The organism is Nonomuraea sp. NEAU-A123 (genome assembly GCF_018603905.1).
Lineage (GTDB): Bacteria > Actinomycetota > Actinomycetes > Streptosporangiales > Streptosporangiaceae > Nonomuraea.
The window spans coordinates 150,678-173,823 of record NZ_JAHFZZ010000019.1 but is presented as its reverse complement, the minus strand read 5'-3'; the positions used below and the strand labels follow the sequence as shown (position 1 = coordinate 173,823).

The 23,146-nt window shown below is 70.3% G+C and carries 22 protein-coding genes; 10 read left to right on the top strand and 12 right to left on the bottom strand.

Features of this window, described 5'->3' with window-relative positions:
• The first annotated feature begins 137 nt into the window (after nucleotides 1-137).
• Complete coding sequence (locus KLK06_RS43240; protein WP_214641530.1) at nucleotides 138-1,706, top strand: alkaline phosphatase; 1,569 nt, start codon at nucleotides 138-140, stop codon at nucleotides 1,704-1,706.
• A gap of 18 nt (nucleotides 1,707-1,724) precedes the next feature.
• Nucleotides 1,725-2,663 carry a discoidin domain-containing protein gene (locus tag KLK06_RS43235; protein ID WP_214641529.1) on the top strand — a complete coding sequence of 313 codons (939 nt, stop codon included), beginning with the start codon at nucleotides 1,725-1,727 and terminating at the stop codon, nucleotides 2,661-2,663.
• 41 nt (nucleotides 2,664-2,704) lie between these two features.
• Here KLK06_RS43235 and cydC read toward each other — a convergent pair whose 3' ends face one another.
• From cydC to KLK06_RS43215, 4 genes are read right to left on the bottom strand one after another with little or no spacing between them, the layout of a single operon-like run.
• Complete coding sequence (cydC, locus tag KLK06_RS43230; protein WP_250906884.1) at nucleotides 2,705-4,414, bottom strand: thiol reductant ABC exporter subunit CydC; 1,710 nt, start codon at nucleotides 4,412-4,414, stop codon at nucleotides 2,705-2,707.
• Entirely contained in the window at nucleotides 4,411-6,096 is a 1,686-nt protein-coding gene (gene cydD, locus KLK06_RS43225) for a thiol reductant ABC exporter subunit CydD (protein WP_214641528.1), read from the bottom strand. The genes cydC and cydD overlap by 4 nt, the downstream gene beginning before the upstream one ends.
• A gap of 6 nt (nucleotides 6,097-6,102) precedes the next feature.
• A complete protein-coding gene (locus KLK06_RS43220) occupies nucleotides 6,103-6,867 on the bottom strand; it encodes a cytochrome d ubiquinol oxidase subunit II (protein WP_214641527.1) in 765 nt (254 codons plus the stop codon).
• Nucleotides 6,868-6,877: 10 nt separating this feature from the next.
• Nucleotides 6,878-8,029, bottom strand: a complete 1,152-nt coding sequence (locus KLK06_RS43215) for a cytochrome ubiquinol oxidase subunit I (protein WP_214641526.1) — start codon at nucleotides 8,027-8,029, stop codon at nucleotides 6,878-6,880.
• Nucleotides 8,030-8,133: 104 nt separating this feature from the next.
• Between KLK06_RS43215 and KLK06_RS43210 the strand changes: the two genes are divergently transcribed.
• A complete protein-coding gene (locus KLK06_RS43210) occupies nucleotides 8,134-8,469 on the top strand; it encodes a helix-turn-helix transcriptional regulator (RefSeq protein ID WP_214641525.1) in 336 nt (111 codons plus the stop codon).
• Here KLK06_RS43210 and KLK06_RS43205 read toward each other — a convergent pair.
• Complete coding sequence (locus KLK06_RS43205; RefSeq protein WP_214641524.1) at nucleotides 8,453-9,115, bottom strand: permease prefix domain 1-containing protein; 663 nt, start codon at nucleotides 9,113-9,115, stop codon at nucleotides 8,453-8,455. The two genes, KLK06_RS43210 and KLK06_RS43205, sit on opposite strands and share 17 nt — an antisense overlap.
• 92 nt (nucleotides 9,116-9,207) lie before the next feature.
• On the opposite strand from KLK06_RS43205, the gene KLK06_RS43200 reads away from it, so the two are divergent.
• Entirely contained in the window at nucleotides 9,208-9,510 is a 303-nt protein-coding gene (locus KLK06_RS43200) for a helix-turn-helix transcriptional regulator (protein WP_250906883.1), read from the top strand.
• A gap of 9 nt (nucleotides 9,511-9,519) precedes the next feature.
• Here the strand turns inward: KLK06_RS43200 and KLK06_RS43195 are convergent, their stop codons facing one another.
• Nucleotides 9,520-10,854, bottom strand: coding sequence for a pentapeptide repeat-containing protein (locus KLK06_RS43195; RefSeq protein ID WP_214641523.1), 1,335 nt, complete (start codon nucleotides 10,852-10,854; stop codon nucleotides 9,520-9,522).
• Nucleotides 10,855-11,059: 205 nt separating this feature from the next.
• Between KLK06_RS43195 and KLK06_RS43190 the strand changes: the two genes are divergently transcribed.
• The 3 genes from KLK06_RS43190 to KLK06_RS43180 all read left to right on the top strand — a co-directional run bounded on the left by KLK06_RS43190 (nucleotide 11,060) and on the right by KLK06_RS43180 (nucleotide 14,806).
• On the top strand, nucleotides 11,060-12,742 hold the full coding sequence (locus KLK06_RS43190) for an ExeM/NucH family extracellular endonuclease (protein ID WP_214641522.1): 1,683 nt from the start codon (nucleotides 11,060-11,062) through the stop codon (nucleotides 12,740-12,742).
• 318 nt (nucleotides 12,743-13,060) lie between these two features.
• Entirely contained in the window at nucleotides 13,061-14,296 is a 1,236-nt protein-coding gene (locus KLK06_RS43185) for a glycosyltransferase (RefSeq protein WP_214641521.1), read from the top strand.
• A gap of 15 nt (nucleotides 14,297-14,311) precedes the next feature.
• On the top strand, nucleotides 14,312-14,806 hold the full coding sequence (locus tag KLK06_RS43180; protein WP_214641520.1) for a histidine phosphatase family protein: 495 nt from the start codon (nucleotides 14,312-14,314) through the stop codon (nucleotides 14,804-14,806).
• Nucleotides 14,807-14,840: 34 nt separating this feature from the next.
• Here the strand turns inward: KLK06_RS43180 and KLK06_RS43175 are convergent, their stop codons facing one another.
• Entirely contained in the window at nucleotides 14,841-15,500 is a 660-nt protein-coding gene (locus tag KLK06_RS43175; protein ID WP_214641519.1) for a class I SAM-dependent methyltransferase, read from the bottom strand.
• 12 nt (nucleotides 15,501-15,512) lie between these two features.
• Nucleotides 15,513-16,472 carry an SDR family NAD(P)-dependent oxidoreductase gene (locus KLK06_RS43170; protein WP_214641518.1) on the bottom strand — a complete coding sequence of 320 codons (960 nt, stop codon included), beginning with the start codon at nucleotides 16,470-16,472 and terminating at the stop codon, nucleotides 15,513-15,515.
• A 109-nt stretch (nucleotides 16,473-16,581) separates the two neighbouring features.
• Between KLK06_RS43170 and KLK06_RS43165 the strand changes: the two genes are divergently transcribed.
• A complete protein-coding gene (locus tag KLK06_RS43165; RefSeq protein WP_214641517.1) occupies nucleotides 16,582-17,235 on the top strand; it encodes a TetR/AcrR family transcriptional regulator in 654 nt (217 codons plus the stop codon).
• Here the strand turns inward: KLK06_RS43165 and KLK06_RS43160 are convergent.
• Nucleotides 17,197-17,571: a hypothetical protein gene (locus KLK06_RS43160; RefSeq protein WP_214641516.1), complete on the bottom strand. Its 375-nt coding sequence runs from the start codon at nucleotides 17,569-17,571 to the stop codon at nucleotides 17,197-17,199. The genes KLK06_RS43165 and KLK06_RS43160 overlap by 39 nt on opposite strands.
• Nucleotides 17,572-17,925: 354 nt before the next feature.
• Here KLK06_RS43160 and trxA point away from each other — a divergent pair, with 354 nt between their 5' ends.
• On the top strand, nucleotides 17,926-18,300 hold the full coding sequence (gene trxA / locus KLK06_RS43155; protein ID WP_214641515.1) for a thioredoxin: 375 nt from the start codon (nucleotides 17,926-17,928) through the stop codon (nucleotides 18,298-18,300).
• A 42-nt stretch (nucleotides 18,301-18,342) separates the two neighbouring features.
• Here trxA and KLK06_RS43150 read toward each other — a convergent pair whose 3' ends face one another.
• From KLK06_RS43150 to KLK06_RS43140, 3 genes are all read right to left on the bottom strand, one after another.
• Nucleotides 18,343-19,110: an SAM-dependent methyltransferase gene (locus KLK06_RS43150; protein ID WP_308168708.1), complete on the bottom strand. Its 768-nt coding sequence runs from the start codon at nucleotides 19,108-19,110 to the stop codon at nucleotides 18,343-18,345.
• 119 nt (nucleotides 19,111-19,229) lie between these two features.
• Nucleotides 19,230-20,567 (bottom strand): class II 3-deoxy-7-phosphoheptulonate synthase, encoded by a 1,338-nt coding sequence (locus KLK06_RS43145; RefSeq protein WP_250906912.1) that lies wholly within the window; start codon nucleotides 20,565-20,567, stop codon nucleotides 19,230-19,232.
• A 99-nt stretch (nucleotides 20,568-20,666) separates the two neighbouring features.
• Entirely contained in the window at nucleotides 20,667-21,863 is a 1,197-nt protein-coding gene (locus KLK06_RS43140) for an FAD-dependent oxidoreductase (protein ID WP_214641512.1), read from the bottom strand.
• A gap of 118 nt (nucleotides 21,864-21,981) precedes the next feature.
• On the opposite strand from KLK06_RS43140, the gene KLK06_RS43135 reads away from it, so the two are divergent.
• Nucleotides 21,982-23,082: an anti-sigma factor gene (locus tag KLK06_RS43135; RefSeq protein WP_214641511.1), complete on the top strand. Its 1,101-nt coding sequence runs from the start codon at nucleotides 21,982-21,984 to the stop codon at nucleotides 23,080-23,082.
• The last annotated feature ends 64 nt before the right edge of the window (nucleotides 23,083-23,146 follow it).

Sequence of the window (23,146 nt, the reverse complement as noted above, 5' to 3'; positions counted from 1 at the left end):
GTGAATAGTGAAGCCCCTTGGTGGCTTGTGCGTGTGATTTAACGCAATCGTCTGTGACTTTTAACCCAAGTCTTGTTAAGAGCTTGGCTGCTTGCTAAAGATTGAGAGCTTTCGACCCCCCAGCTCTGAGGAAGCCCATGCACCGTCCCTCACGCCGATCCTTCCTCGGGATCGGCGGTTCAGCGCTCGCTCTCGCCTTCACCACCAACCTGGCCGACCCGTGGACGGCTGAGGCCACCGCCAGGGTCGACTACCCCTTCCAGCTCGGCGTCGCGTCCGGAGATCCGCTGCCCGACCGGGTGATCCTCTGGACGCGACTGGCCGTCAAGCCCCTGGAGCCGCTCGGCGGCATGCCGTACGGCAAGATCAGGGTCGATTGGGAGATCGCGGAGGACGAGGCGTTCACGCGCCGCGCCGGCCACGGCTCCGCGTGGGCCACTCCCGAGTACGGGCACTCGGTCCATGTGGACGCCACGGGGCTGCGGCCCGGCCGCGAGTACTTCTACCGATTCCGTACGGGCGGCCAGATCAGCCCGGTCGGCCGGACCAAGACCGCCCCGGCGCTCAGGAGCAGGCCCGATGCCCTGAAGCTGGCCTTCGCCTCCTGCGCGCTGTGGCAGGACGGCTACTACAGCGCCTACCGCCACCTCGCGGAGGAGGAGCCCGATGTGGTCTTCCACCTCGGCGACTACATCTACGAGTACGGCATCGTGCCCACCGGCGGCCTGCGCAACACCCCCGTGCCGGAGCAGTACCGGGTGCAGTGCGACACCCTCGACCGCTTCCGCATCCAGTACGGCCTCTACAAGACCGATCCGGACCTGCAGGCCGCGCACCAGCGCGCGCCGTGGATCGTCACCTGGGACGACCACGAGGTGCTCGACAACTGGGCGGGGAAGTACGGCCCCGGCGGCGAGGTGACCGAGCAGGACTACCTGGTGATCCGCGCCAACGCCTTCCGGGCCTACTGGGAGAACCTGCCCATCCGGGTGCCCGCCGTGCAGGGCCCCGACGCCCGGATCTACCGCAGGTTCACCTTCGGCGACCTCGCCGAGTTCAACGTGCTCGACACCCGGCAGTACCGCGACGACCAGGTCTGCGGCGACGGGCAGCAGATCGACTGCGCCGACCGGCTCGACCCCGCCAGGCAGATGCTCGGCCCCGAGCAGGAGAAGTGGCTGCTCGACGGCCTGGGCGAGTCCCGCGCCAAGTGGAACGTGCTGGCCCAGCAGATCGCCATGATGCAGCTCGACTACGACGCCGGACCGGCCCAGAAGCTCAGCATGGACCTCTGGGACGGCTACAAGGCCGCCAAGGACCGCGTGCTCAACGGCATGATCGACCGCGAGGTCAGCAACCCCGTGGTGCTCACCGGCGACATCCACTACAACCTGGCCGGCGAGCTCAAGGCGAACTTCGACGACCCGGCCTCACGCACGGTCGGCGTGGAGTTCGTCGGCACCTCGGTCAGCAGCGGCGGCAACGGCAGCGCCACCTCCGGACTGCCGGCCGGGGGCAGCGACCCGACCAACCCGCACCTCAGGTTCTCCAGCTACCAGCGCGGCTACGTCTCCTGCGAGGTCACCCGGAGCCAGTGGCGGGCCGACTTCAAGGTCGTCCCGTACGTCGACAAGCCAGGCGCGCCCGTCTCCACCCGGGCCAGCCTCGTGACCCTCGACGGCACCCCCGGCCTGCAGGCACTCTGAACCTCGGAAGGAACGATCATGCGTCACCTCACTGCCGCGCTGGCCGTCGCCGCCGCCGTCACGGTCCTGACCGGGCCGGGCGCGCACGCCGTCGCCTCGAAGCAGGACCCCTCGCCCGCCGCCCAGCCACCCGAACAGGAGCCCGCCTCCGTCACCTCGATCAAGGTCAGACCGGGTAAGTCCAAAGGCACCGGAAGACTGACCCCCATCGCGGGCGCCGACAAGCTCATCGCCCCGCTCGGCGTGGACCCCGCCTGCCCGGCCAAGATCGAGATCGGCATGCGCAGCGACGCCAAGAAGGCCGGGTACGCCGACATGTCCGTGGAGATCGACCAGCCGCTCAGCGCCTCCCGCTCGATGCTGTCCAGCTACCTGCCGCCCGGCTACGAGCTCGGCGCGAAACTGCTGGTCGCCGTCCCGCCCGACACCCCAGAGGGTCCGTACGGCCTGCGCCTGAAGGCCGGGGACCGCACGCTGGCCGTGCCCGTCGAGGTGGTGACCCCGGACAAACTCGACAACGGCGGCAACCTCGCGCTCCGGCGGCAGGTCACCGCCTCCTCCCAGCACGTCAACGCCAACTACCCGCCCTGCAGCATCGCCGACGGCGACAGCGGCTCCAACGGCTGGGCCGGGGGCAACGGCTGGAACGACGCCACCGCCAGGGCCTGGCCGGACACCGTGGCCATCGCGCTGGGCGGCGCCAAGCAGGTCTCCCGCGTGGACCTGTTCACGCTGAACACCGAACGCTACCCGGCCTCGGTCTATGGCGTGCGCGACTGGGACGTCCAGGTCCAGTCGGGCGGTCAGTGGCAGACGGTCGCCCAGGTGCGGGGCAACACCGCCGGCAGCGCCCGCTCGGACTTCACGCCCGTCACGGCGGACGCCGTCCGCATCGTCGCGCTGGCCTCGAACGGCGCCAACGACTACACGCGCATCGTCGAGGTCGAAGTGCGCTGACACCTGCCGGGAGAGCCCTCGCGAGCGGGCTCTCCCGCCGGTCACCGCCGGGTGAGGACCTCCGACTCCCAAAGGTCGCGATAGTAGCCCGGCTCGGTGACGAGCTCGTCGTGGTGGCCGCGCTGCACCACCCGGCCCTCCTCCAGCACCACGATCTCGTCCACCTGCTCCAAGCCCTTGAGCCGGTGGGTGACCAGCAAGGTGGTGCGGTCGTGCGTCACGTCGAGCAGGTCGGCCATGAGCGCGTCGGCGGCCTCCTCGTCCAGCGCCTCGGCCGGCTCGTCGAGCAGCATGACGGGCGGGTCGTACAGCAATGCCCTGGCCAGGGCCAGCCGCTGCAGTTGCCCGCCGGACACGGTCCTGCCGTCCTCGCCCAGCTCGGCGTCCCACCCGGCCCGCTCGACCCAGTCCTCAAGCCTGGCCTCCCATACGGCCTGCCGCAGCTCCTCGTCGTCGGCCTCGGGACCGGCGAGCCGCAGGTTGGCGCGCAGGGTGGTCTGGAAGATGTAGGGGTCCTGGGTGAGCCCCGTCATCATGGCCCGTACGTCGTCCGAGGCCAGTCGCCGCACGTCCACGCCGTTGACGCGGATGGTGCCGGACTCGGGCTCGACCAGGCGCATCAGCGCGGCCAGCAGGGTGCTCTTCCCGGCCCCGCTCGGCCCGACCAGGGCCACCCGCCTGCCGGGGGTCAGGGTCAGCGAAACCCCGTCGACGGCTGCCCGCTCCGGGGTTCCGCTCCGTTCGGATGACGGGTCGCGGGGCGCGTGCCGTACCACCAGGTCGTCGATCTCGACCGTCAGCGGCGACGGCGGAGCAGGTGACACGGTGGCCGGCTCGGTGACGGCGGGCGGGGCGGAGCCGACGTCGCGAAGGCGCCTGAGCGCGGCCATGATGCCCGCCAGGCGTTCGCCCGCCGCCGCCAGCGGGAGCACCGGCTCGAAGGCGACCAGTGCGGTCAGGGCGAGGACCGCCGTGGCCACCCGATCGGTCCCCGCGCTCTGGGCGAGCAGCACGATCGCCGCCACCGTCAGGCCCTGGACCAGCGTGCCGCCCGCCAGGGCGATGGCGTGGACGCGGGCTTGGCGGCGTTCCAGGGCGGCCAGGGCCTCATCGGCGGCGCGGGCGCGGGCCAGGGCGCGGTCGCCGGCACCGTAGGCGGCCAGGTCGGCGGAGCCGTGCACCAGGTCGGCCACCCGTTCGGCGAGGGCGGCTCTGGCGGGGGCGATCTTGGCCGACCAGCGACGCGCGGCGGCGGCCGTACCGGCGGGCAGTGCCACGCCCGCCACGACCAGCCCCGCCACCAGGACCAACGCCGCGACGGGCAGCAGGGTGAGGCCGATGACGACGGCGGCCAGGCCCGCGAGGGCGGCGGCCGCGGCGGGGAGGAGGCAGCGCACCAGGAGGTCCTGGACCGCCTCCGTGTCGTCCACCATCCGGCTGAGCAGGTCGGCGCCGCCGTGCCTGGGCCGCTGCGGCGGGATGAGGGCCTGGTAGAGGCGTTCGCGGCTGCCGGCCTGGGCGCGCAGGGCGACATCGTGGCCGGTGAGCCGCTCGGCATAGCGGAAGACGCCCTTGCCGGTGGCGAACGCCCTGGTGGCCACGATGGCGACGCTCAACGCGGCCAGCGGCGGCTGTTCGGCGGCCCGCGTGATCAGCCACGCCGCGGCCGCGATCAGGCCCAGCCCGGCCAGATCGGCCGCCGCTCCGGCCAGCACGGCCCAGGTGAGCCGGAGTCCCATCCGCCGGTTCATCGCTCTCCCTTGACGGCCGTACTGACAGAGTGGTCGGCGATCACGCGGCCCTCGTGGATGCGGACGACCCGGTCGGCCAGGTCGATCATGGCGGGCCGGTGCGCCACGATGATCGCGGTACGGTCTCGGGCCAGGTCCGCGGTGGCCGCCACCACGGCCGCCTCGCTGCGGCCGTCGAGCCGGGCCGTGGGCTCGTCCAGCAGCAGGACCGAGGTGTCGGAGCGGCAGAAGGCTCGGGCCAAGGCCACGCGCTGCCGCTGGCCGGCCGACAGGTTCGCGCCCCGTTCGCCTACCTCCGTGTCGTAGCCGTCGGGCAGGGACTGGATGAAGTCGGCCGCGTGGGCGGCCGTGGCGGCCTGTCGTACCCGCTCCAGGGAGGCGGACGGGGCGCCGAGGCGGATGTTGTCGGCGACCGAGGTGGTGAACAGGTGCGGGCGCTGCGGGACGAAGGCCAGCCTGTCGCGCCAGGCGGTCAGGTCCAGGGCCCGCAGGTCGGCGCCGTCGACGAGGACTCTGCCTTCGGTCGGCTGGATGAAGCCCAGGATGAGGTGCAGGAGGGTGCTCTTGCCGCCGCCGCTCTCGCCGACCAGGGCCACGCGTTCGCCGGGCTCGATGGTGAGCGAGACGTGTTCGAGCGCCGGGTCGTCGCGGCCGGGGTAGCGGACGGTGACGTCCTCCAGGCGGATCAACGGCGCCCCGGAACCCAGCGGCTCCTGTGGCACCGAAGCGCCCACAGGGGCGGGTGCGTCGGCTGACGTGTCCAGGACGGCGAAGGCCGCGTCCGCCGCCGCCACCCCCTCCATGGAGGCGTGGAAGCGGGTGCCCATGGCCCGCAACGGCAGGTACGCCTCCGGAGCCAGCAGCAGCACCAGCAGCGCCGTGGTCAGGTCCAGCGACCCGCCCAGCAGCCGCAGCCCGATCGGCACCGCCACCAGGGCCAGCGACAGCGACGCGCACAGCTCCAGCACCAGCGACGACAGGAACGCCACCCGCAACGTGCGCATGGTGGCGGCGCGGTGCGCGTCGGCCACCTGCTGGATGACCGTCGCCTGGTAGCGGGCCCGGCCGAAGGCCCGCAGCGTGGGCAGGCCGCGTACGACGTCGAGGAAGTGCCCGCCGAGCCGCGACAGCGCGTGGAACTGCTGCTCCGTGACGGCCTTGGTGGTCATCCCCACGAGGGCGCCGAACAGCGGGATCAGCGGCAGCGTGACCAGCACGATGACCGCGCTCGCCAGATCGGCGGCGAACAGCCGGACGAGCACCGCCACCGGCACCACCCCGGCGACGGCGATCGCGGGCAGGTAGCCGGTCAGGTAGGCGTCGAGCCCGTCGAGGCCGCGTCCCGTGAGCGTGACCAGCTCACCCGAGCGGTGGCCGGCCAGCCGGGCCGGGCCCAGTTCCTGCAGGCGGGCCAGAAGGCGGTGCCGGAGGGCGGACTTGACGCCCGTCGCGGTACGGCCGGCGAAGATGCCCTGCGTCCAGGCGAGCAGCGCGCGTACGCCCACCACGGCGGCGAGGCCCGCCAGCGCCACGGCCGTGAACCGGCCCGACAGGACCCCGGCCAGCAGCTCCGCCTGCACGAGCACGAGCAGCCCGGCCGCCATCGCGGCCGCGAAGGTGACGGCCAGATGGCGCCGTACCGACTGCTCGGCCCGCATGAGCCGCAGGAGATCTTTGTGCACGAGCCCTCAAAAGAACGACGGGATGCGGATGGCGTTCTTACCAGGACGGAAAGTGCGCCACACCCATACTTGCGCGGCGACCACGATCGGCGCGAACGGCAGCGCCATGACACTGAGCACATTCAGCGTCGCGGCCGGCGCGGTGTGGTCCAGCAGGTACGGCAGGCTGCCCAGGAGCACCCCGACGGCGGGCAGCGCGGCCACCGCCCCCGACACGGCCAGCGCGCGGCCCGAGCGGGTGGCCCCGGCCAGGTCGGGGGAGCGCCAGGCCAGGAACGTCCAGCCGTGGAAGGCGAACAGCAGCGTCACCACCACGCCCAGCATCAACCCCACCGGGTTCAGCAGGGACGAGCCGAACCCGGTGGCGGCCGCGTACAGGGCCACGCCCCAGCCGAACGAGAGCCCCAGCGAGCCGACAGTGATCATCAGATCCCAGAAGCCCCGCCAGGCCGCGCCCTCGGCCCGGCGGCGGAACCACAGCCCGGTGTCGCGCAGGATCCAGGACAGCAGCATGGCCACCACCACCGGATACAGCCCGAACAACACCTCGCCCTCGAGCGAGGGATAGACACCGAACAGCGCCCCGGCGACCGCCACCAGCCACACCTCGTTGGCCAGCACGAACGGGGCCATGGCCGCCACCATGCGGTCCCGGCCGGAGACCGACCTGCCCAGCACCGGCAGCAGGAGCCCGACCCCCAGGTCGAAGCCCTCCAACGCGAAATATCCGGCCAGCAGCAGGGCGAAGCAGGTGAACCAGATCAGTTCCATCTCTCGACTCCTAGTAGGTCAGCGCGGGTTCGCGGACGGCGCCGAGGTCGAGGTCACGAGGCCCGCGCCTGACCACCCTGGCGATGAGGACGTAGTCGACGAGCGCCAGCAGCCCCAGCACGGCCGCGAAGGCGACCAGCGAACCCGTGATCATCGGCGGGGTGAGGCCGGGCGTCATGGCGTCGGCGACGGTGAGCTTCTCCCAGATCATCCACGGCTGCCGACCCATCTCCCTGGCCAGCCAGCCCATGATGGCCAGCACGAACGGCAGCGGCGTCATCAGCATGAGCAGCGGATGCGTCCACCGCCAGCGCGGCAGGAAACGGATCAGCGGCAGCATCAGGAACAGCACGACGAGCGCGAGCCACTGCCCGACCTCCAACATGATCCCGAGCGGCACCGCTCCCGAGTCGCCCTTGAACTTGCCCTCCTGGATGCCGGCGAACTGCGCGTAGCCGAAGCCCACGGTCAGGAAGATGCCGATCGAGGCCATGGTCACGCCCGTGCGCAGCGACTTGGTGAAGAACTCCACCTCGGACGTACGGCGGCGCAGCTGGTAGGCGCTCGCCCCGACCAGCACCATGGCGCCGGTGAACAGCCCGGCCCCGATCACGTGCGGGAAGGAGAAGATCAGCGTCTTGTTCGTGAACAGCGCGCCGATGTCGACCAGCTCCATGTGGTCGCCTCTGACGAGCGCTCCGGCCGGGTTCTGCAGGAAGGAGTTGGCCGCCATGATGAAGAAGGCACTGGCGTACGCGGTGAGCGTCACGAGCCAGATGCACGCCAGGTGCGCCCTTTTGGGCAGCCGCCCCCAGCCGAAGATCCACAGGCCGAGGAACGTCGACTCCAGGAAGAACGCCACCAGCGTCTCCATGGCCAGCGGAGCACCGAAGACGTCGCCCGCGTAGTGGGACAGCCCGCTCCACGAGAGCCCGAACTGGAACTCCATCACCAGCCCGGTGACCACGCCCAGCGCGTAGTTGATGACATAGATCTGGCCCCAGAACCTGGTCAGCCGCTCGTGCAACGGCTTGCCCGCCCGCACCCAGCGCGTGTGCATGATCGCCACCAGCGGCGCCAGCCCCAACGTCAGCACGACGAACAGGAAGTGCAGGCTTCCCGTCACCGCGAACTGCAACCGGGCGAGTTCCAGCGCTTCCATGCGCCAACCCCCTTCATTGTGTCTGCCTACCTATAGGCAGTCTACATATAGACGGCCTACCTGTAGACTGGCTACTCAATGAAGGGTTATCTAGGATCGGAGTCATGAACCCCGACGCGCTGCGCGGCCACATGGACGCTCTGCTGCTCTCCGTGCTGGAGCGCGAGCCGTTGCACGGCTACGCCATCATCGAGGCCCTGCAGGAACGCAGCGGGGGCGCGCTCAACGTGCCGACCGGCACCGTCTACCCGGCGCTGCGCAGGCTGGAGCGGATCGGCTACCTGGCCAGCGAGTGGGCCACGGTCGGCGGGCGCAAGCGGCGCACTTACCGCCTGACCGATTCGGGGCGGAAGCAGTTGGAAGGGGAGCGGTCGGCCTGGGCCGAGTTCGCGAGTGTGATCGGTGGTGTGCTGCGGCCGGGGGTCAGGCAGCCCGGGTGATGCGCAGGCAGCGGGTCGCGCCGTAGAGCTGCAGGCCCCAGAAGGCGGCCGTCATGAGGTTCGCGAGTACGGCGGGCAGGAAGGTCTGGGCGCTCTCCTGCAGCCCGGCCCCGTAGGAGAGCAGCAGGCCCAGCCCCGCGGTCACCGGCAGCATCAGCCAGACGATGATCCCCAGCCACCTGGTGACCAGCTGCGGCCTGCGGATCCACCGGGTGCCCCGGCCCAGCGCGAACAGCGACAGCCCGCCGTACAGGCCCGTGGCCAGCTGCAGGATGTCGAGCCCCCGCGAGGCGGTGTGGTACCAGTCGGGCCTGGCGGCCCAGGTGACCACGGAGCTGGTGGGGTAGAAGCGCCAGATCACCGACCACATCAGCACGGTGATCGGCAGGCTGATGAGCAGCAGCAGGCCCAGCCGCCGGCCGGCCGCGGCGGTCAGCTCCCGCTGGTAGCTGGGCACGATCTCGGTGATCGCGCCGAACTCCCGCACCGCCAGCCGCTCGGCCTCGGCCCGGGCCAGACCCTCGGCCTCCAGCGCGTCGGCGGTGTCGGCCAGGCTGTCATGCGCCTCGACGACCAGATCGTGCTTGGGGCCCGGCGGCCCGCACAGGGACTTGCCCAGCTCGGCCACGTAGTCGTCGATGCGCATGCCCCTATCTTACGGAGGGAGATCCTCCTTTGTTATCCGGGACATCCCCGATACCCTGATATGTAGGGAAATTCCTACATATAGTGGCTGACATGCACATCTCCGCCGACCACGTGTTCGCCGCGCTGGCCAGCCCGGCGAGGCGAGAGCTGCTGCGCCTGCTGCTCGACGAGGGCACGCAGCCGGCCGGGCGGCTGGCCGAACGCTTCGAGATGAGCCGCCCCAGCGTCTCGGAGCATCTCAAGGTGCTCAAGGACGCCGGCCTGGTGGCCGAGACCCGGCGGGGCCGCGAACGGCTCTACCGGCTGGAGGCCGCGCCGCTCATGGAGATCCGTGACTGGCTCACACCGTACGAACGCTTCTGGAGAGATCGGCCCACCTCCCTGCTGGATTAGACACACGCTCTAGTGGTGTACGGCGGGCGGTGGGTCGGCGGCGCGCTCCGCGTGCGAGGCCGACGTCCAGAAGACGGCGCCCAAGGTGAGCGCCATCAGCAGGGCGATCCAGGCCGCCGCCCGGCCCATCCGCATGCCGTACCCCCACAGCAGCCACGAAAGCGACAACAACCAATGGCGGCCCGCCTGGCGGCGCATCTCCATCGCCGCGAACGCGAAGTCGGCCGAGGTGTCGACGTCGTCGACCTGGGCGCGTAGCCCGGCGTAGAGGACGGCCAGCCGGTCGGGCGCCGTCAGCCGGTCGGGCCCGGCGGGCGGATCCTGCGCCGTCGGACGGTCGTCCGTGGCCGGATGGCGAGCGGGGCTGTCGCCGGGAGCGGTCCAGCCGCGCATCGTGTGCTCGTCGGCCAGCGCGCTGCGCCGGGAGAACCAGCGCAGCATCGGCCAGCGCAGACTCACCCGCACCCCCCGCGGGGTCAGCGCGAACGTGCAGTTCTTGACCCGGACCGCGGCCGGGCGGGCCAGCCCGGCGAACCTGCACGCCGACAGATCGAGCCCGAACAGCGCCAGGTCGGCCGCGTCGACGTGGCGCAGCGAGGTCAGCGTGGACCAGCCGCGCCCGGTCACCATCGCGGGCCCGCGCAGCACCGCCCCCTCCAGGTCGGCCTGGGAGTCGGTGAGCCGGATCGTCGCCCCGCCGGCGACCTCCATCCGCCGCAGGTCCACCCGGCCGGACGCGACGGCCACGTCGAAGCTGCCGTCGGCGCGGGCCCGCGAGGCGGACAGCCGGCCGGTGGCCGAGAGATAGGCGTCGGCCGCGAAGTGCGCGGTGTCGAACCCGGCGTGGCCGGTGACCTTGCGGAAGGACAGCGTCCGGCCGAACCTGGCGCCGCGGAAACTCGCGCCGTCGCCCAGCATGGCCCCGTCGAACGTGGCGTAGCCGTCGAACCTGGCCCGCTCGCACGACAGCCCGTGGCCGAACACGGCCTGGCTGAACAGCGCGTCACGCGACATCACCGCCCGGTCCAGTGACAGGTGGCCGCGTACGCGGACGCCGTGGAACGACAGCTCGCGGGCGAACGCGGCCCCGGCCAGCGACACGTTGCCCTCGAAGCGAGCGCCGAAGAACGATGCCAGCCGCTCGAACCTGGCGCCGTCCAGCGACACGTCACCGGTGAACGTCACGCCGGACAGCCGTACGTCGCTGGTGAACGTGGCCCGGTCCAGCCGGGCCCGGCCGGGTCTGCCGCCCGTCGCCTCGATGATTTTGCCGAGCAGCGGGCCGTTGATCGGCGTGCCGCGCAGGTCCAGCAGGCGGCCGGGGGTAATTTCGTCGAGTGTCACGGCTACTTCGTCTGGTCGCAGGTGTGCCAGGCAACGGTCGTACGGTTGGCGGGCTATTCCCGTGCAGGCTGCCGAAGAGGCGCAGGTGACCCAGTCCATGCAGTCCTCATACCCGGAAGGACCCCATGTCAAGGTTCGATGATTTAATGTTCTAGCCACTTTTATGTGGAAATATGTGACCACAATTCCCTCTAAAGTGCCGGTCATGCGTGTTTCATTCCGAGCTTTACTCGTCGCGTTCGTCGTGGCCGCCGCCCTCCCCGCCACGCCGGCGCTCGCCGCACCGGCCACGCCGTGCGACACGCCGGCGAGCCGGCGGATCGCGGAAGTGCAGGGCGACGGCGACGCCAGCCCCCTGGCCGGGCAGACGGTCACCGTCGAAGGCGTCGTCACCGGCGACTTCCAGCGCGGCGACCAGCTGAGCGGCTTCTTCTTCCAAGACCCGAAGCCGGACGCCGATCCGAAGACCTCCGAGGGGCTGTTCGCCTACGCCCGCGACACGCTCAAGGACGTCGCGGTCGGGGACCGGGTGCTCGTGACGGGCAAGGCGACGGAGTACAACGGGTGGACGGAGCTGTCGCCGGTCACCGCGGTGGACGTCTGTGGCACCGGCTCGGTGGCGGCTCAGCCGTACAAGCTGCCGGGTGACGGGCGAGAGCCCGTCGAGAACATGCTGCTCACCTTCCCGCAGCCGCTGACCGTCAGCGAGCACTACAACCTGGGCCGCTACGGCGAGGTCACCGTCTCCTCCGGCGGGCGGCTGTTCCAGCCGACGGACCGGCACGGCGTGGACGCGGCGCTGAACGCGCGCCGCTCGCTGCTCATCGACGACGGCTCCAGCAGGGAGAACCCGGCCACCCTGCCGCCCATCGTGCGGACCGGCGACCTGGCCGTGGGCATCACCGGCGTGCTCGGCTACGGATTCGGCATCTACCGCCTGCAACCCACCAAGCCGATCAATTACCACAACACCAACCCGCGGCTGCCCCGGCCGTTCCCGGTCGTGGGCAACGTCAAGGTGGCCTCGTTCAACACGCTGAACTGGTTCACCACCCTCGGCTCGCGCGGCGCCACCAACGCCGAGGAGCAGCAGCGGCAGCTCGCCAAGCTGGTGGCGGCGCTGAAGGGCCTCAACGCCGACGCCGTCGCCCTCATGGAGGTCGAGAACAACGGCCAGACGGCGCTCCAGGCGCTCGTGGACGCGGTCAACGCCGAGGTCGGCGCGGGTACGTACGCGGCGCTCCAGCACCCGTATCCCGGTACGGACGCCATCCAGGTCGCGGTGATCTACAAGCCCGCCAAGCTGACGCCCGTCGGCGCGCCGCAGGCGTCGCAGGACGCGGTGTTCAGCCGGCCGCCGCTGATCCAGACGTTCCGCCGGGCGGCGGGCGGCCAGCCGTTCACGATGGTCGTCAACCACCTCAAGTCCAAGGGCACCTGCCCGTCCAGCGGCCCCGACGCCGACCAGGGCGACGGGCAGAGCTGCTGGAACGCCACCCGCGTCAAGCAGGCCGAGACGCTGCTCGGGCTGCTGAAGGACCTGCCGAACCCGGTGGTGCTCGGCGACCTCAACGCCTACGGCGAGGAGGACCCGATCCACACGCTGGAGGCGGGCGGGCTGACCAGCGTGACCAAGAAGTTCGTGCCGACGCCGCTGCGGTACAGCTACCTGTTCGACGGGCTGGCCGGCGAGCTCGACCACGCGCTGGTCGGCCGGCAGTTGCTCAAGCGGGTCACCAGCGCGACGATCTGGCACATCAACTCGGACGAACCGCGCATTCTTGACTACAACACCGAGTACAACCCGCCGTCCCTGTACAAGCCGGACGCCTTCCGCTCCTCCGACCACGACCCGCTCGTCATAGGCCTCACACTGCCGGGCCGCTGACCCCTCCGTCACGGGCGGCCCCGCACACCGCGTGGGCCGCCACGGATTGAACCCGTCCCGCCATGACCCGCTCGGGTTGACGTACACGGTGCCGGAGAGCTTGGCGCCCTCGACGCCCTCGATCGCGGCGGACTTGTAGTAGCGCGATCTCGGCGTCGGGCGGGAGCGGGAGCATGTTCACCCGGGCTCCGCTGCAAGGAGCTTCCGCTCCCTTCCACTTCCAAGCTATAGCGCACTGGGGGGCTTGCGGCAAGACCCGGGTCGTGCCTCATGATTGCCGACCGAAAGGCCAGAGCCTGCGGAAATGGGGGACGCGAAATGCGTGTGTTGTTGTCGACGTGGGGATCGCGCGGGGACGTCGAACCGCTGGCTGGTCTCGCGGTGCGGCTACGGGAACTCGGCGCGGATGCCCGGGTGTGCGCGCCGCCGGACGAGGAGTTCGCGGCGCTGCTGGCGCGTGCCGGCGTGCCACTGGTGCCGCTGGGCCCGACGGTGCGTTCGGTGGTCGCCGGCACGAAGCGCCCGACGGCGGAAGACGCCTTCCGGCTCGCGGCCGAGCTGGTCGCCGCGCGGTTCGACACGCTGACCGCGGCGGCCGAGGGATGCGACGCGCTGCTGGCGACCGGCCTGATGCCGGCCGGCGCACGGGACGTGGCCGAGAAACTGGGCATCCGCTACGTGTGCGCCTGCTTCCACACTGTCGGACTGCCGTCGCGGCACTTCCCTCCGGGGCGCCGGCCGGGCACGCCATCCCCGCAGGAGGAGACCGACAACCGGGTGCTGTGGGAACAGGACGCCCAGCGCGTGAACGCGTTGTACGGCGAGGCGCTCAACAGCCACCGGGCGGCGATCGGCCTGCCGCCGGTGGACAACGTCCGCGACTACGTCTTCACCGACCAGCCGTGGCTGGCGGCAGACGCGACGCTGTGGCCGTCGAAGGGCTTGACGGACCTCGACGTGGTGCAGACCGGGGCGTGGATCCTGCCCGACGACCGCCCGCTCCCGCAGGAGCTGGAGGCGTTCCTGGATGCGGGCGCCCCACCTGTGTACGTGGGCTTCGGCAGCATGGCCTCGCACGCCCCGAAGGACATCGCCCGGGCGGCCATCGAGGCGAGCCGCGCGCTCGGCCGCCGCGTACTCCTCGCCCGCGGCTGGGCCGACCTGGCCCTGATCGACGACGCCGACGACTGCTTCGTCGTCGGCGAGGTCAACCAGCAGGCACTGTTCCGCCGGGTGGCCGCCGTGGTGCACCACGGCGGCGCGGGCACGACGACGACGGCGGCCCGGGCCGGCGCGCCCCAGGTGCTCGTCCCCCAGATCGCGGACCAGCCGCGCTGGGCCGCCCGGGTAGCCGAGCTGGGCATCGGCGCGGCACACGAAGGCCCGACGGCGACCTTCGACTCCCTGTCCGCCGCGCTCAGAACGGCCCTGACACCCGAGACCCGAACACGGGCGAGGGCCGTGGCCGACACAATCCGCACCGACGGGGCGACGGTGGCCGCGAAACTACTCCTCGACGCAGTCAACCGGGAAAGGCCGCCCGGGTCCGCGTGAACCATAGATCCCGGGGTGACGGAGCTCGGGCTTCTGCAGGCCGGCCGGACTGCCGAGCGGCTTCGCTGCGCCGGTCTGCGAGCCGTGTTCAGTAGCCCGATGCGGCGGGCCAAGCAGACGGCCGAAGTCATCGCGTCGGTCGCCGGCCTCTCGATCAATGAGGATCTTCGGCTGCGGGAACGGATGAACTGGGACGGCACTCGACCGATCGAGGAGTTTCTGGTCGACTGGGCGGCCTCGGTGCGTGACCGCAGCTTCGTTCCCCAAGCCGGCGACTCCTCTGCCCAGGCCGGCGAACGGTTCCATGCCTTCCTCCTAGACCTCGCCGGCGCTCCTGGGCCGATCGCGGTCTGCACCCACGGCGGTGTCACCGTCGACCTGCTGCGGACACTGATCGGCGATCAGGCGGTGCCTGAACGGTTGTGGCATGAGGGCGTCCCGTCCTGCGCGATCACCACGCTCGACGATCAAGCGGTGATGGAGATCGCTTCGGTGAGCCATCTGCGATAGACGCGCCCGGACGGACCTTGCCGGCATGCGACCGCTACGCGAAGGCGACAACGGCATATCTCTCGTCCTGGATGGACCGTCCCCATAGAGCGGGATCAAGAAGTGGCTCGACGCGTGAAGTCCGCACCATCGGTCGCAGTGCCCGCACGAGCCGCTCGGCCTCGACTCCGCCCATCCACGGCATCGCCGCGGTTTCCGCTGGATAGGAGTGGTCCTCACTCGGTTCGGCGGCTGCCCAGCGGCCCTCGATGAGCACCAGACGCCCGCCAGGGCGCAGCAGATCAACCCATCGGCGCAGCGCCTGTTCAGGGGCAGGCAAGGTCCACAGCAGGTGACGGGACAGGATCACGTCGAAGGACGTTCCCGCCTCCGCGGGCGGGCTGCTCGCGTCGCCCACCATCATCACGGCATCGAAGCCGGCCCCCGTGAGCTTGCGGCGGGCCTGCTCGACCATCAGCGGCGCCAGATCCACCCCGATCGGTCGGTGGCCCTGCTCGGCAAGCAGCAAGGACAACGAGCCGGTGCCACAACCCAGGTCCAGGACATCGGCGGGCGAAGAAGGCATCCACGAACGCACGCGTTCCGCCCAGGCCGCTCTGACGTGGGGCTCCCGAAGGCCGTGATCGGCCTCTTCGTCGAAGGAAACGGCGAAAGCATCCCAGAACGATGCGATCAAAGCACTGTTTTCCATCATCGGCCGATCATGTCAGACGCTCTCGGGCCGGCGGGCGTTGCCGATCATGTCGACGGACACCTGCCAGAGGCGGGCGGCGGCGTCGGGGTCGACGGCGTAGGCCGCGAAGCCGCGCCGGAGTCCGGGTGTGTGCGGGGCGGCTGGTTGGCAGTCCTCGAAGTACTGTCCGGTCACGCCTTCGACGAGGGGGGAGGCGGCTAGGAGGGTCGAGGTGGCCGCGCCCTGGGCGATGTTCTTGACCGTCACGCCGTCGCTGGATTCGGGGTCGAATGATGCGGGTGGGGCGGACATGTGCCGTGACAGGCCGGTGGTCCAGATGCGGCCGGGGTTGAGCGCGTTGACCGTGATGCCATCGTCGGCCCAGCGCTTGGCGGCTTCGACGGCGAACAGGATGTTCGCGGTCTTGGATTGGCTGTAGGCCTTCCACTCGTCGTACGGGTGGTTCTCGAAGTTGATGTCGTCCCAGATGATGTCCCCGTTGACGTGGCCCACGGAGCTCACGACGACGACGCGGGCGTGCCCGGCGGCCGCGAGCGCGTCGTGCAGCCCGGCAGTGAGGGCGAAGTGGCCGAGATGGTTGGTGGCGAACTGCAGCTCCCAGCCCTCGGCGGTGCGCCGCTCGGGGGTGGCCATGATGCCGGCGTTGTCGACCAGGATGTCGAGCGGACCCCGCCATGAGGCGACGAAGGCGTCGATCGAGTCGCGGGCCGACAGGTCCAGGAACGCGACGTGCACGTGCGCGTTGCCGGTGGACGTCACGATGTCGGCGGCGACTTTCTCGCCTTCGGCGGTGTCGCGGACCGCGAGGGTGACGTCGGTGCCGGCCTTGGCGAGCGCCCGCGCGGTCTCCACACCGATTCCCGACGACGCTCCCGTCACGATGGCCTTCTTGGCGGACAGGTCGACGCCCTCGACGGTTTCCTCGGCGGTGGTGGCCGGTCCGAAAGGGGTCGTGACGTGGTCGGTGTTCATGCTGAGGTTCCTTCATCTAGGATTAAACGGAGCAGGGTCCGGTTAGCTTCAATATAAGCGGACCCGGCTCCGATTACAACGCTTGGGTGGACTCTGCAGAAAGCGATCTATGGCCACGAAGGACCCCAGACAGCCCCGAGCCGACGCCCGGGCGAACCGTGAACGGCTCCTTCAGATCGCGACCCGTGCGTTCGCCCGCGAAGGTCCCGGAACCTCGCTGAAGGGCATCGCGAAAGAGGCCGGCGTGGGCATCGGCACCCTGTACCGACATTTCCCGACGAGAGAGGCCCTCATCGAGGCCGCGCACGCGAGCGAGCTCGCGCGGGTCTGCGATTCGGCGGATGAGGTGCTCGCTACGATGCCCGCGGACGAGGCGCTACGCCTCTGGCTCGGACGATGGGTGGACTACCTGACCGCCAAGCACGGCCTCGCGCGGGCTTTGCGTGCCACGGCGGCGACTGACACGAACACCGTCACCTTCCCGGGCGCCAGAGCTCGCGCGCTCGACGCGGTGAGCCGGCTCCTCGACGCGGGGGTGCGGGACGGCGTGCTCCGGCAGGGCGTCGAGCCGCTGGACGTCCTGGTCGCCGCGCACGGCGCAGCCATCGCGGCCCTGGACTCCGATCAGGCCGGACGTCTGCTCAACTACCTGCTGGACGCCCTCCGCACCGGAAGGCCGGCGGGCACGGAGAGCATCGGTGCTCTGTCGCCGGCGGGTCCGGCGTCAAACGAGACGATCGAGCAGGCGGCCGAAGACGCCTGAATCATCACACTCGATGGAGTATCCGTAGGTGATCGGCCGCTTGCCGGTGTGCAGCCTCTTCGGGAATCGGCGCAGGTTCGTGCCGTGTCTGAAGTCGGCGGGGATCGTCGCTCCCGCCAGGTCGAACAGCCGGGTCAGGTCGGTCTCCGGATGGACCATCACCGCGATCGCGTTCGACGGCGTGCGTTGCCGGTTGAGATAGACGACTACGCCTCGGTCGGGTTGTTCCAGCTCGCAGTAGTACTTCACTACGTGCGTGAGCCGGAAGCCGTACTCGTCGGCGACGGTGAGGAGAGACCTCTCCAGATCGCTCAGCGGATGCCGATCGATGCCCACAGCGCTTCCTCTCCGGATGGATGGACGGATGGACGGACGGACGAGCTATTGGAGCTGTTCGGGGAATCGATCTTCTGGCAGAAGTCGTGTGCCCACAAGCCCGGACGTCGTCACTCCCACCACCAATGTGGGTCGTGAGGCCGAATTCGACACCCACCTGCCGCACTGGTCCGGCAACGCCGACGCACACCCGGTCGCCGCTCGGCGGGTCGCTGATTCTGCGTCACGGGTGGTCCGCATGCCGTGCGGTCGGTCCGTGATGTGGGCATGGAATGCTGGTGGCAGGTACGTGGTTGACAGGTTTGCACCTTGAGATGACATACCGACTTCACTCGACGATACGAGGAGCCACTGGTGGCGAGCATCGAAGTAACCGAGAAGAACTTCAACGACATCGCCGACAAGGGGATTGTCCTGCTGGACTTCTGGGCCGAATGGTGTGGCCCGTGCAAGATGTTCGGGCCGATCTTCGAGAAGGCGTCCGACAAGCACGAGGACATCACCTTCGGCAAGATCGACACCGATGCGGAGCAGGCGCTCGCCCAGGGCTTCGACATCAGCTCGATCCCGACGCTCATGGCGATCCGGGACGGCATCGTGGTCTACGCGCAGCCCGGCGCGATCCCGGAGCCCGCGCTCGAAGACCTGATCAGCCAGGTCCGCGCTCTCGACATGGAGGCGATCAGGGCCGAGCTCAATGACGAGCTGAAGGGCGCCGAGCAGAACTGACCGCACCACGAAGCCCCGCCGTACCAGCGGGGCTTTTCTCGTTTACGGCTTGCGGCCGACTCCCGCGTAGCCGACGTTGGTGGCGGCCTCCAGGAGCGGTTCGTCGGCGTCGGGGCGCCAGTCCTGCGGGTAGACCAGGCCGGGCTCGGCCAGTTCGTAGCCGTCGAAGAAGCGGGCGATCTCCTCGGGCGTCCGGAGGTTCAGCGCGGCCGTCGCGTGCTCGTAGATCTCCAGCGCCTGTGGGGTGGTGTCGGGCTTGGCGTCCACGGCGTGGCTGATGACCAGGTGGCTGCCCGACGGCCCGGCGTCACGGAGCCTGCCGACGATCCCGTACGCGGCCTCGTCGGGGATGAAGTGCAGCACCGCCAGCATCAGGAACGCCACCGGCCGGCCGAAGTCGATCGTCTCGCCCAGGACCTCCAGCAGCGCGCCGGTGTCCCTGATGTCGGCCTCCACGAAGTCCACGTTCGCGCCCGTCAGCAGGGCCCGCCCGTGCGCGCACACCACGGGGTCGTAGTCGACATAGACGACGTGCGCCTCGGACGCGATCTCGTGCGTGTTGCCCTGGGTGGGCAGCCCCGCGCCCAGGTCCACGATCTGCTCGATGCCTGACTCGACCAGATGGCGTACGGCCCGGCGCAGGAAGGCGCGGTTGGCCCTGGCGGACTCCCTGGTGTCGGGGAACAGCTTCAAGATCTGTTCGGCCGCGGCCCGGTCGGCGGCGAAGTTGTCCTTGCCATCCAGGAAGTAGTCATACATCCGGGCGATGTTGGGCACGCTCGGGTCCACGCCATCCGGAGCGCTGTCCACGATCTCTCCCCATAGTTGAGTATTTCTCATCTTTATCAGGGCGATCATAGAAGATGGCGGCCGGGCATGACCGAAGAATCCTCTGGCAGCCCCGGCGCAACCGGGGCTGCCGGACGTACTCAGCTGGAGCGGTAGAGCTCAGCCACCCGGAACGCGAGGTCGAGCGACTGGCCGCGGTTGAGCCGCGGGTCGCAGGCCGTCTCGTAGCGGCGCGAGAGGTCGTCTTCGACGATCTCGTGACCGCCGCCCACGCACTCCGTCACGTCGTCGCCCGTGAACTCGATGTGGATGCCCCCGGGATGCGTGCCGAGCGCGCGGTGCACCTCGAAGAAGCCCGTCACCTCGTCGAGCACGTCGTCGAGCCGGCGCGTCTTGTGGCCGCTCGGCGCCTCCCACGTGTTGCCGTGCATCGGGTCGCAGATCCAGGCGACCTGCGCGCCCGCCGCGGTGACCTCCTTGACCAGCGCGGGCAGGTGCTCGCGGATCTTGGAGGCGCCCATGCGGGTGATGAACGTGAGCCGTCCCGGCTCGTTCTCGGGGTTGAGCTTCTCGACCAGTGCCAGCGCCTCGGTGGGCGTGGTGGTCGGGCCGAGCTTGACGCCGATCGGGTTGCGGATGCGGGCGAAGAAGTCGACGTGCGCGCCGTCGAGCTGACGGGTGCGCTCGCCGATCCAGACCATGTGCGCCGACACGTCGTACGGCTGGCCGGTCCGCGAGTCGATACGCGTGAGCGCCCGGTCGTAGTCGAGGATCAGCGCCTCGTGCGAGGAGTAGAACTCGACCGTGTGGAACTCCTCCGGGTCGGCCCCGCAGGCGCGCATGAACGCGAGTGCCTGGTCGATCTCCCTGGCCAGCTGCTCGTAGCGGCGACCGGCCGGGGACTCGCCCACGAAGTCCTGGTTCCAGGCGTGCACCTGGCGCAGATCGGCGTAGCCGCCCTTGGTGAACGCGCGGGCCAGGTTGAGCGTCACGGCCGAGGAGTGGTAGGCCTTCAGCAGCCGCCACGGATCGGGATTGCGGGACTCGGCCGTGAAGGCGAACCCGTTGACCATGTCGCCCCGGTAGGCGGGCAGCTCCAGGCCGTCACGCGTCTCGGTGCCCTTGGACCGCGGCTTGGCGAACTGCCCGGCCACGCGGCCGATCTTCACCACCGGCACCTTGGCGGCGTACGTCAGCACGATCGCCATCTGCAACAGCGTCTTGAGCTTGTTGCGCACATTGTCGGCGGTCGCTCCGGCGAACGTCTCGGCGCAATCACCGCCCTGCAGCACGAACGCCTCGCCTCGCGCGACAGCGGCCAGTTGCTCCTTGAGCTGGTCGCACTCGCCGGCGAAGACGAGTGGGGGCAGGCCGCCGAGCTCGGCGACGACCTTCTCGAGCTCGCTGCGGTCGGGCCAGTCAGGCTGCTGGGCCGCCGGCAGGGCTCGCCAGGAATCGAGTTCCTCGGGATTGCTCAGTGCGCTCACGACATACGAGGGTATGCTACCGGCCCGCGGTCACCGACCCCGATGTCCACGTTGTGAGAACGGACGCGCACCCGGACGGGCCGAGCGGGGTCAGCGTTCGGGCGTCATCACGTGCTCCGGGCGCACTCCCAGGCCGAGGAAACGCCGGAACACCCCGCTGACCAGCGGATTGCGCGTCAGGTTGCCGGGGATGCGAGGCGGGCCCACCTGGCTGTTGATCGTCGGGCCGATCAGCCGATCCTGAGCCACACGCTGCGCGGCCTGCGTGACCCTGGTGGGCAGCAGGCGGCGACGCTGCAGCCGGTGCAGCAGCGCCTCCGGGATGGGCCGGCCCGCCCTCAGCGGCTCCGCCAGCAGGTTGGCCGTGGCGACCGCGTCCTGCACCGCCAGGTTGATGCCGACGCCGAAAATCGGTGACATCGCGTGCGCCGCGTCGCCGATGGCCAGGAACCCGGGCCGATGCCAGCGGCGGAGCCGGTTGAGCACCACGGTGAGCATGCTGACGTCGTCATAGCTCGTGATCTGCCCGATGCGATCCTCGATGAACGGCAGCAGCCTGGCCGCCGGTTCGCGGAACGCGTCGATGCCCTGCTCGGCCAGCCGGTCGAAGCCGCCCTTGGGAATGATGTAGGCGAGCTGCCAGTAGGTCTCCCGGTTGATGCCGACCATCATGTGGCCGGTCGAGATCCGCAGGAACGTCTGGTCGGGGTCGCTCTCGACCCGCGGCAGCCGGAACCACAGGACGTCCATCGGCGCGCCGAACTCCTGCGGCACCAGCCCGGCCGCCGCGCGCAACGTCGAACCGCGGCCGTCCGCGGCCACGGTCAGTTCCGCCCGGATCTCGTGCTCGCCCGATTTGTCGCGATACCGCAGCCCACGCGCCGCGCCGCCCTCGCGGATCAGGCCGGTCGCCTCGGCCTCCATGAGCAGGCGGAACGTCGGGTACTTCTGGGCGGCCGACGTGATGAGCTTCAGGAAATCCCACTGCGGGACGAACGCGATGTAGTCGTACTTGCCCGGCAGTCCACGCAGGTTCGCGAGCTGGATCGGCCCGTCGTCGGTCAGCAGGGTCGCCCCGTACGTCTTGCGGTGGGGGAGCATCAGGAACTCCTGCACCAGCCCCAGCTCGTCCAGCACCTGAAGTGTCGATGGATGGATCGTGTCGCCACGGAAATCACGGAGGAAGTCGGCGTGCTTCTCCAGCAGGGTCACCTCGACGCCTGCTCTGGCCAGCAGGAGGGCGAGCATCGCGCCCGCCGGTCCGCCACCCGCTATTACACAGGACATATTTCATCACCCGATGAGATTGTAGCTCTCTGTGGAGAAATGCATAGACCATCTGCCATCCGAAACGCCCGAGACGCCGAAGTAAGGGCGTGAACCCCCGAGCGACGTGGAGTGCGATATGAGCAAGGAGCTCCACACCTTCTCCGGCGCCTATGCCGTGCACGCGCTGCCGGACAGCGACGGGGTGCTGTTCGAAAAGCATATGAAGGAGTGCCCCACGTGCCGGGCGGAGGTGCGGCGCCTGCGTGAGACGGCCGTCCTGCTCGCCCTCGCGATCGCCGAACCACCGCCCGCCGCCCTACGCGCCCGCGTCCTCGCGGCCGTCGCCCAGGTACGACAGGAGCCAGCCGCCCAGGTACGACAGGAGCCTGCCGACCGGGTACGGCCGCTACCCGCCGACGACGCCCCCACCGTCTGGCGCCCCCGCCACCCGGCATCGTCCCCGGCCGTCTGGGACGCGACCCACCCGGCCGAGAGCCCGTCTCCATGGGACACGACCCTCCCCGACGCGAGCCGCCCGCCGGGTGACGTGACGGTCTGGAAGGCGGGACCGCCGCCGCGTGATGGCGCGACGGACCGTGACGTGAGGCGGCGGTCGGACGAGGCGACGGTCCGTGAGGGGCTGCCTGGGAGTGGTGGCGGGCGGTCTCAGGAGGGGGGCGGTGATCCGGCCACGATCCGGGGCCCGTTCGAGGGCCCGGTGGCGCCCGAGATCGCCGCCGCGTCCGAAGGCGTCGTCGTGCCGATGCGGCGCCGGCGGGGGCGGGCGGTGGCGGGGCTGGCCGCGGTGTCCACGGCGGCGGCCATCGCGCTCGGCGTCGTGGTGTTCGACGCCCGCCGCGACCTGGGCGACCTCCAGGCCAGAGACGGCGAGGTCGCCGCGGTCCTGGCCGCGCCCGACGTCACGACCGTACGGCAGCCGATCACCGCGGGCGGCAGCGGCACCGTCGTGGTCTCGCGTGCCCGGGGGCGGATGGTGTTCACGTCGTCGGGCCTGCCCGAGCTGCCGCGGTCCAGGGTGTACGAGCTGTGGCTGATGGGCCGGGACGGCATCCGCCCAGCGGGGCTCCTGAACCAGCGCCCGGACGGCGTCACCACGCCCATCCTGGCCACCGCGGCCAAGGGAGACGAGCACATCGGCCTCACGGTCGAACCGGCGGGCGGCTCCGAACAGCCCACGACCCAACCGGTCCTGTTCGCCGAACTCCCCACGGCCTGACCCGCACCGCACGGGCTGAGCCTCTAGGGGCGCCCAGCTGTACGGCGGAAGGCTGGGGACGTCG

Coding starts and splice junctions, on each gene's coding strand:
- KLK06_RS43200 (WP_250906883.1), top strand. CDS start 9,208: ATGCACATCTCCGCCGACCACGTGTTCGCCGCGCTGGCCAGCCCGGCG.
- KLK06_RS43210 (WP_214641525.1), top strand. CDS start 8,134: ATGAACCCCGACGCGCTGCGCGGCCACATGGACGCTCTGCTGCTCTCC.
- KLK06_RS43235 (WP_214641529.1), top strand. CDS start 1,725: ATGCGTCACCTCACTGCCGCGCTGGCCGTCGCCGCCGCCGTCACGGTC.
- KLK06_RS43140 (WP_214641512.1), bottom strand. CDS start 21,863: ATGTCCTGTGTAATAGCGGGTGGCGGACCGGCGGGCGCGATGCTCGCC.
- cydC (WP_250906884.1), bottom strand. CDS start 4,414: ATGAACCGGCGGATGGGACTCCGGCTCACCTGGGCCGTGCTGGCCGGA.
- KLK06_RS43240 (WP_214641530.1), top strand. CDS start 138: ATGCACCGTCCCTCACGCCGATCCTTCCTCGGGATCGGCGGTTCAGCG.
- KLK06_RS43220 (WP_214641527.1), bottom strand. CDS start 6,867: ATGGAACTGATCTGGTTCACCTGCTTCGCCCTGCTGCTGGCCGGATAT.
- KLK06_RS43175 (WP_214641519.1), bottom strand. CDS start 15,500: ATGATGGAAAACAGTGCTTTGATCGCATCGTTCTGGGATGCTTTCGCC.
- KLK06_RS43165 (WP_214641517.1), top strand. CDS start 16,582: ATGGCCACGAAGGACCCCAGACAGCCCCGAGCCGACGCCCGGGCGAAC.
- KLK06_RS43205 (WP_214641524.1), bottom strand. CDS start 9,115: ATGCGCATCGACGACTACGTGGCCGAGCTGGGCAAGTCCCTGTGCGGG.
- KLK06_RS43215 (WP_214641526.1), bottom strand. CDS start 8,029: ATGGAAGCGCTGGAACTCGCCCGGTTGCAGTTCGCGGTGACGGGAAGC.
- KLK06_RS43135 (WP_214641511.1), top strand. CDS start 21,982: ATGAGCAAGGAGCTCCACACCTTCTCCGGCGCCTATGCCGTGCACGCG.
- KLK06_RS43190 (WP_214641522.1), top strand. CDS start 11,060: ATGCGTGTTTCATTCCGAGCTTTACTCGTCGCGTTCGTCGTGGCCGCC.
- KLK06_RS43185 (WP_214641521.1), top strand. CDS start 13,061: ATGCGTGTGTTGTTGTCGACGTGGGGATCGCGCGGGGACGTCGAACCG.
- KLK06_RS43170 (WP_214641518.1), bottom strand. CDS start 16,472: ATGAACACCGACCACGTCACGACCCCTTTCGGACCGGCCACCACCGCC.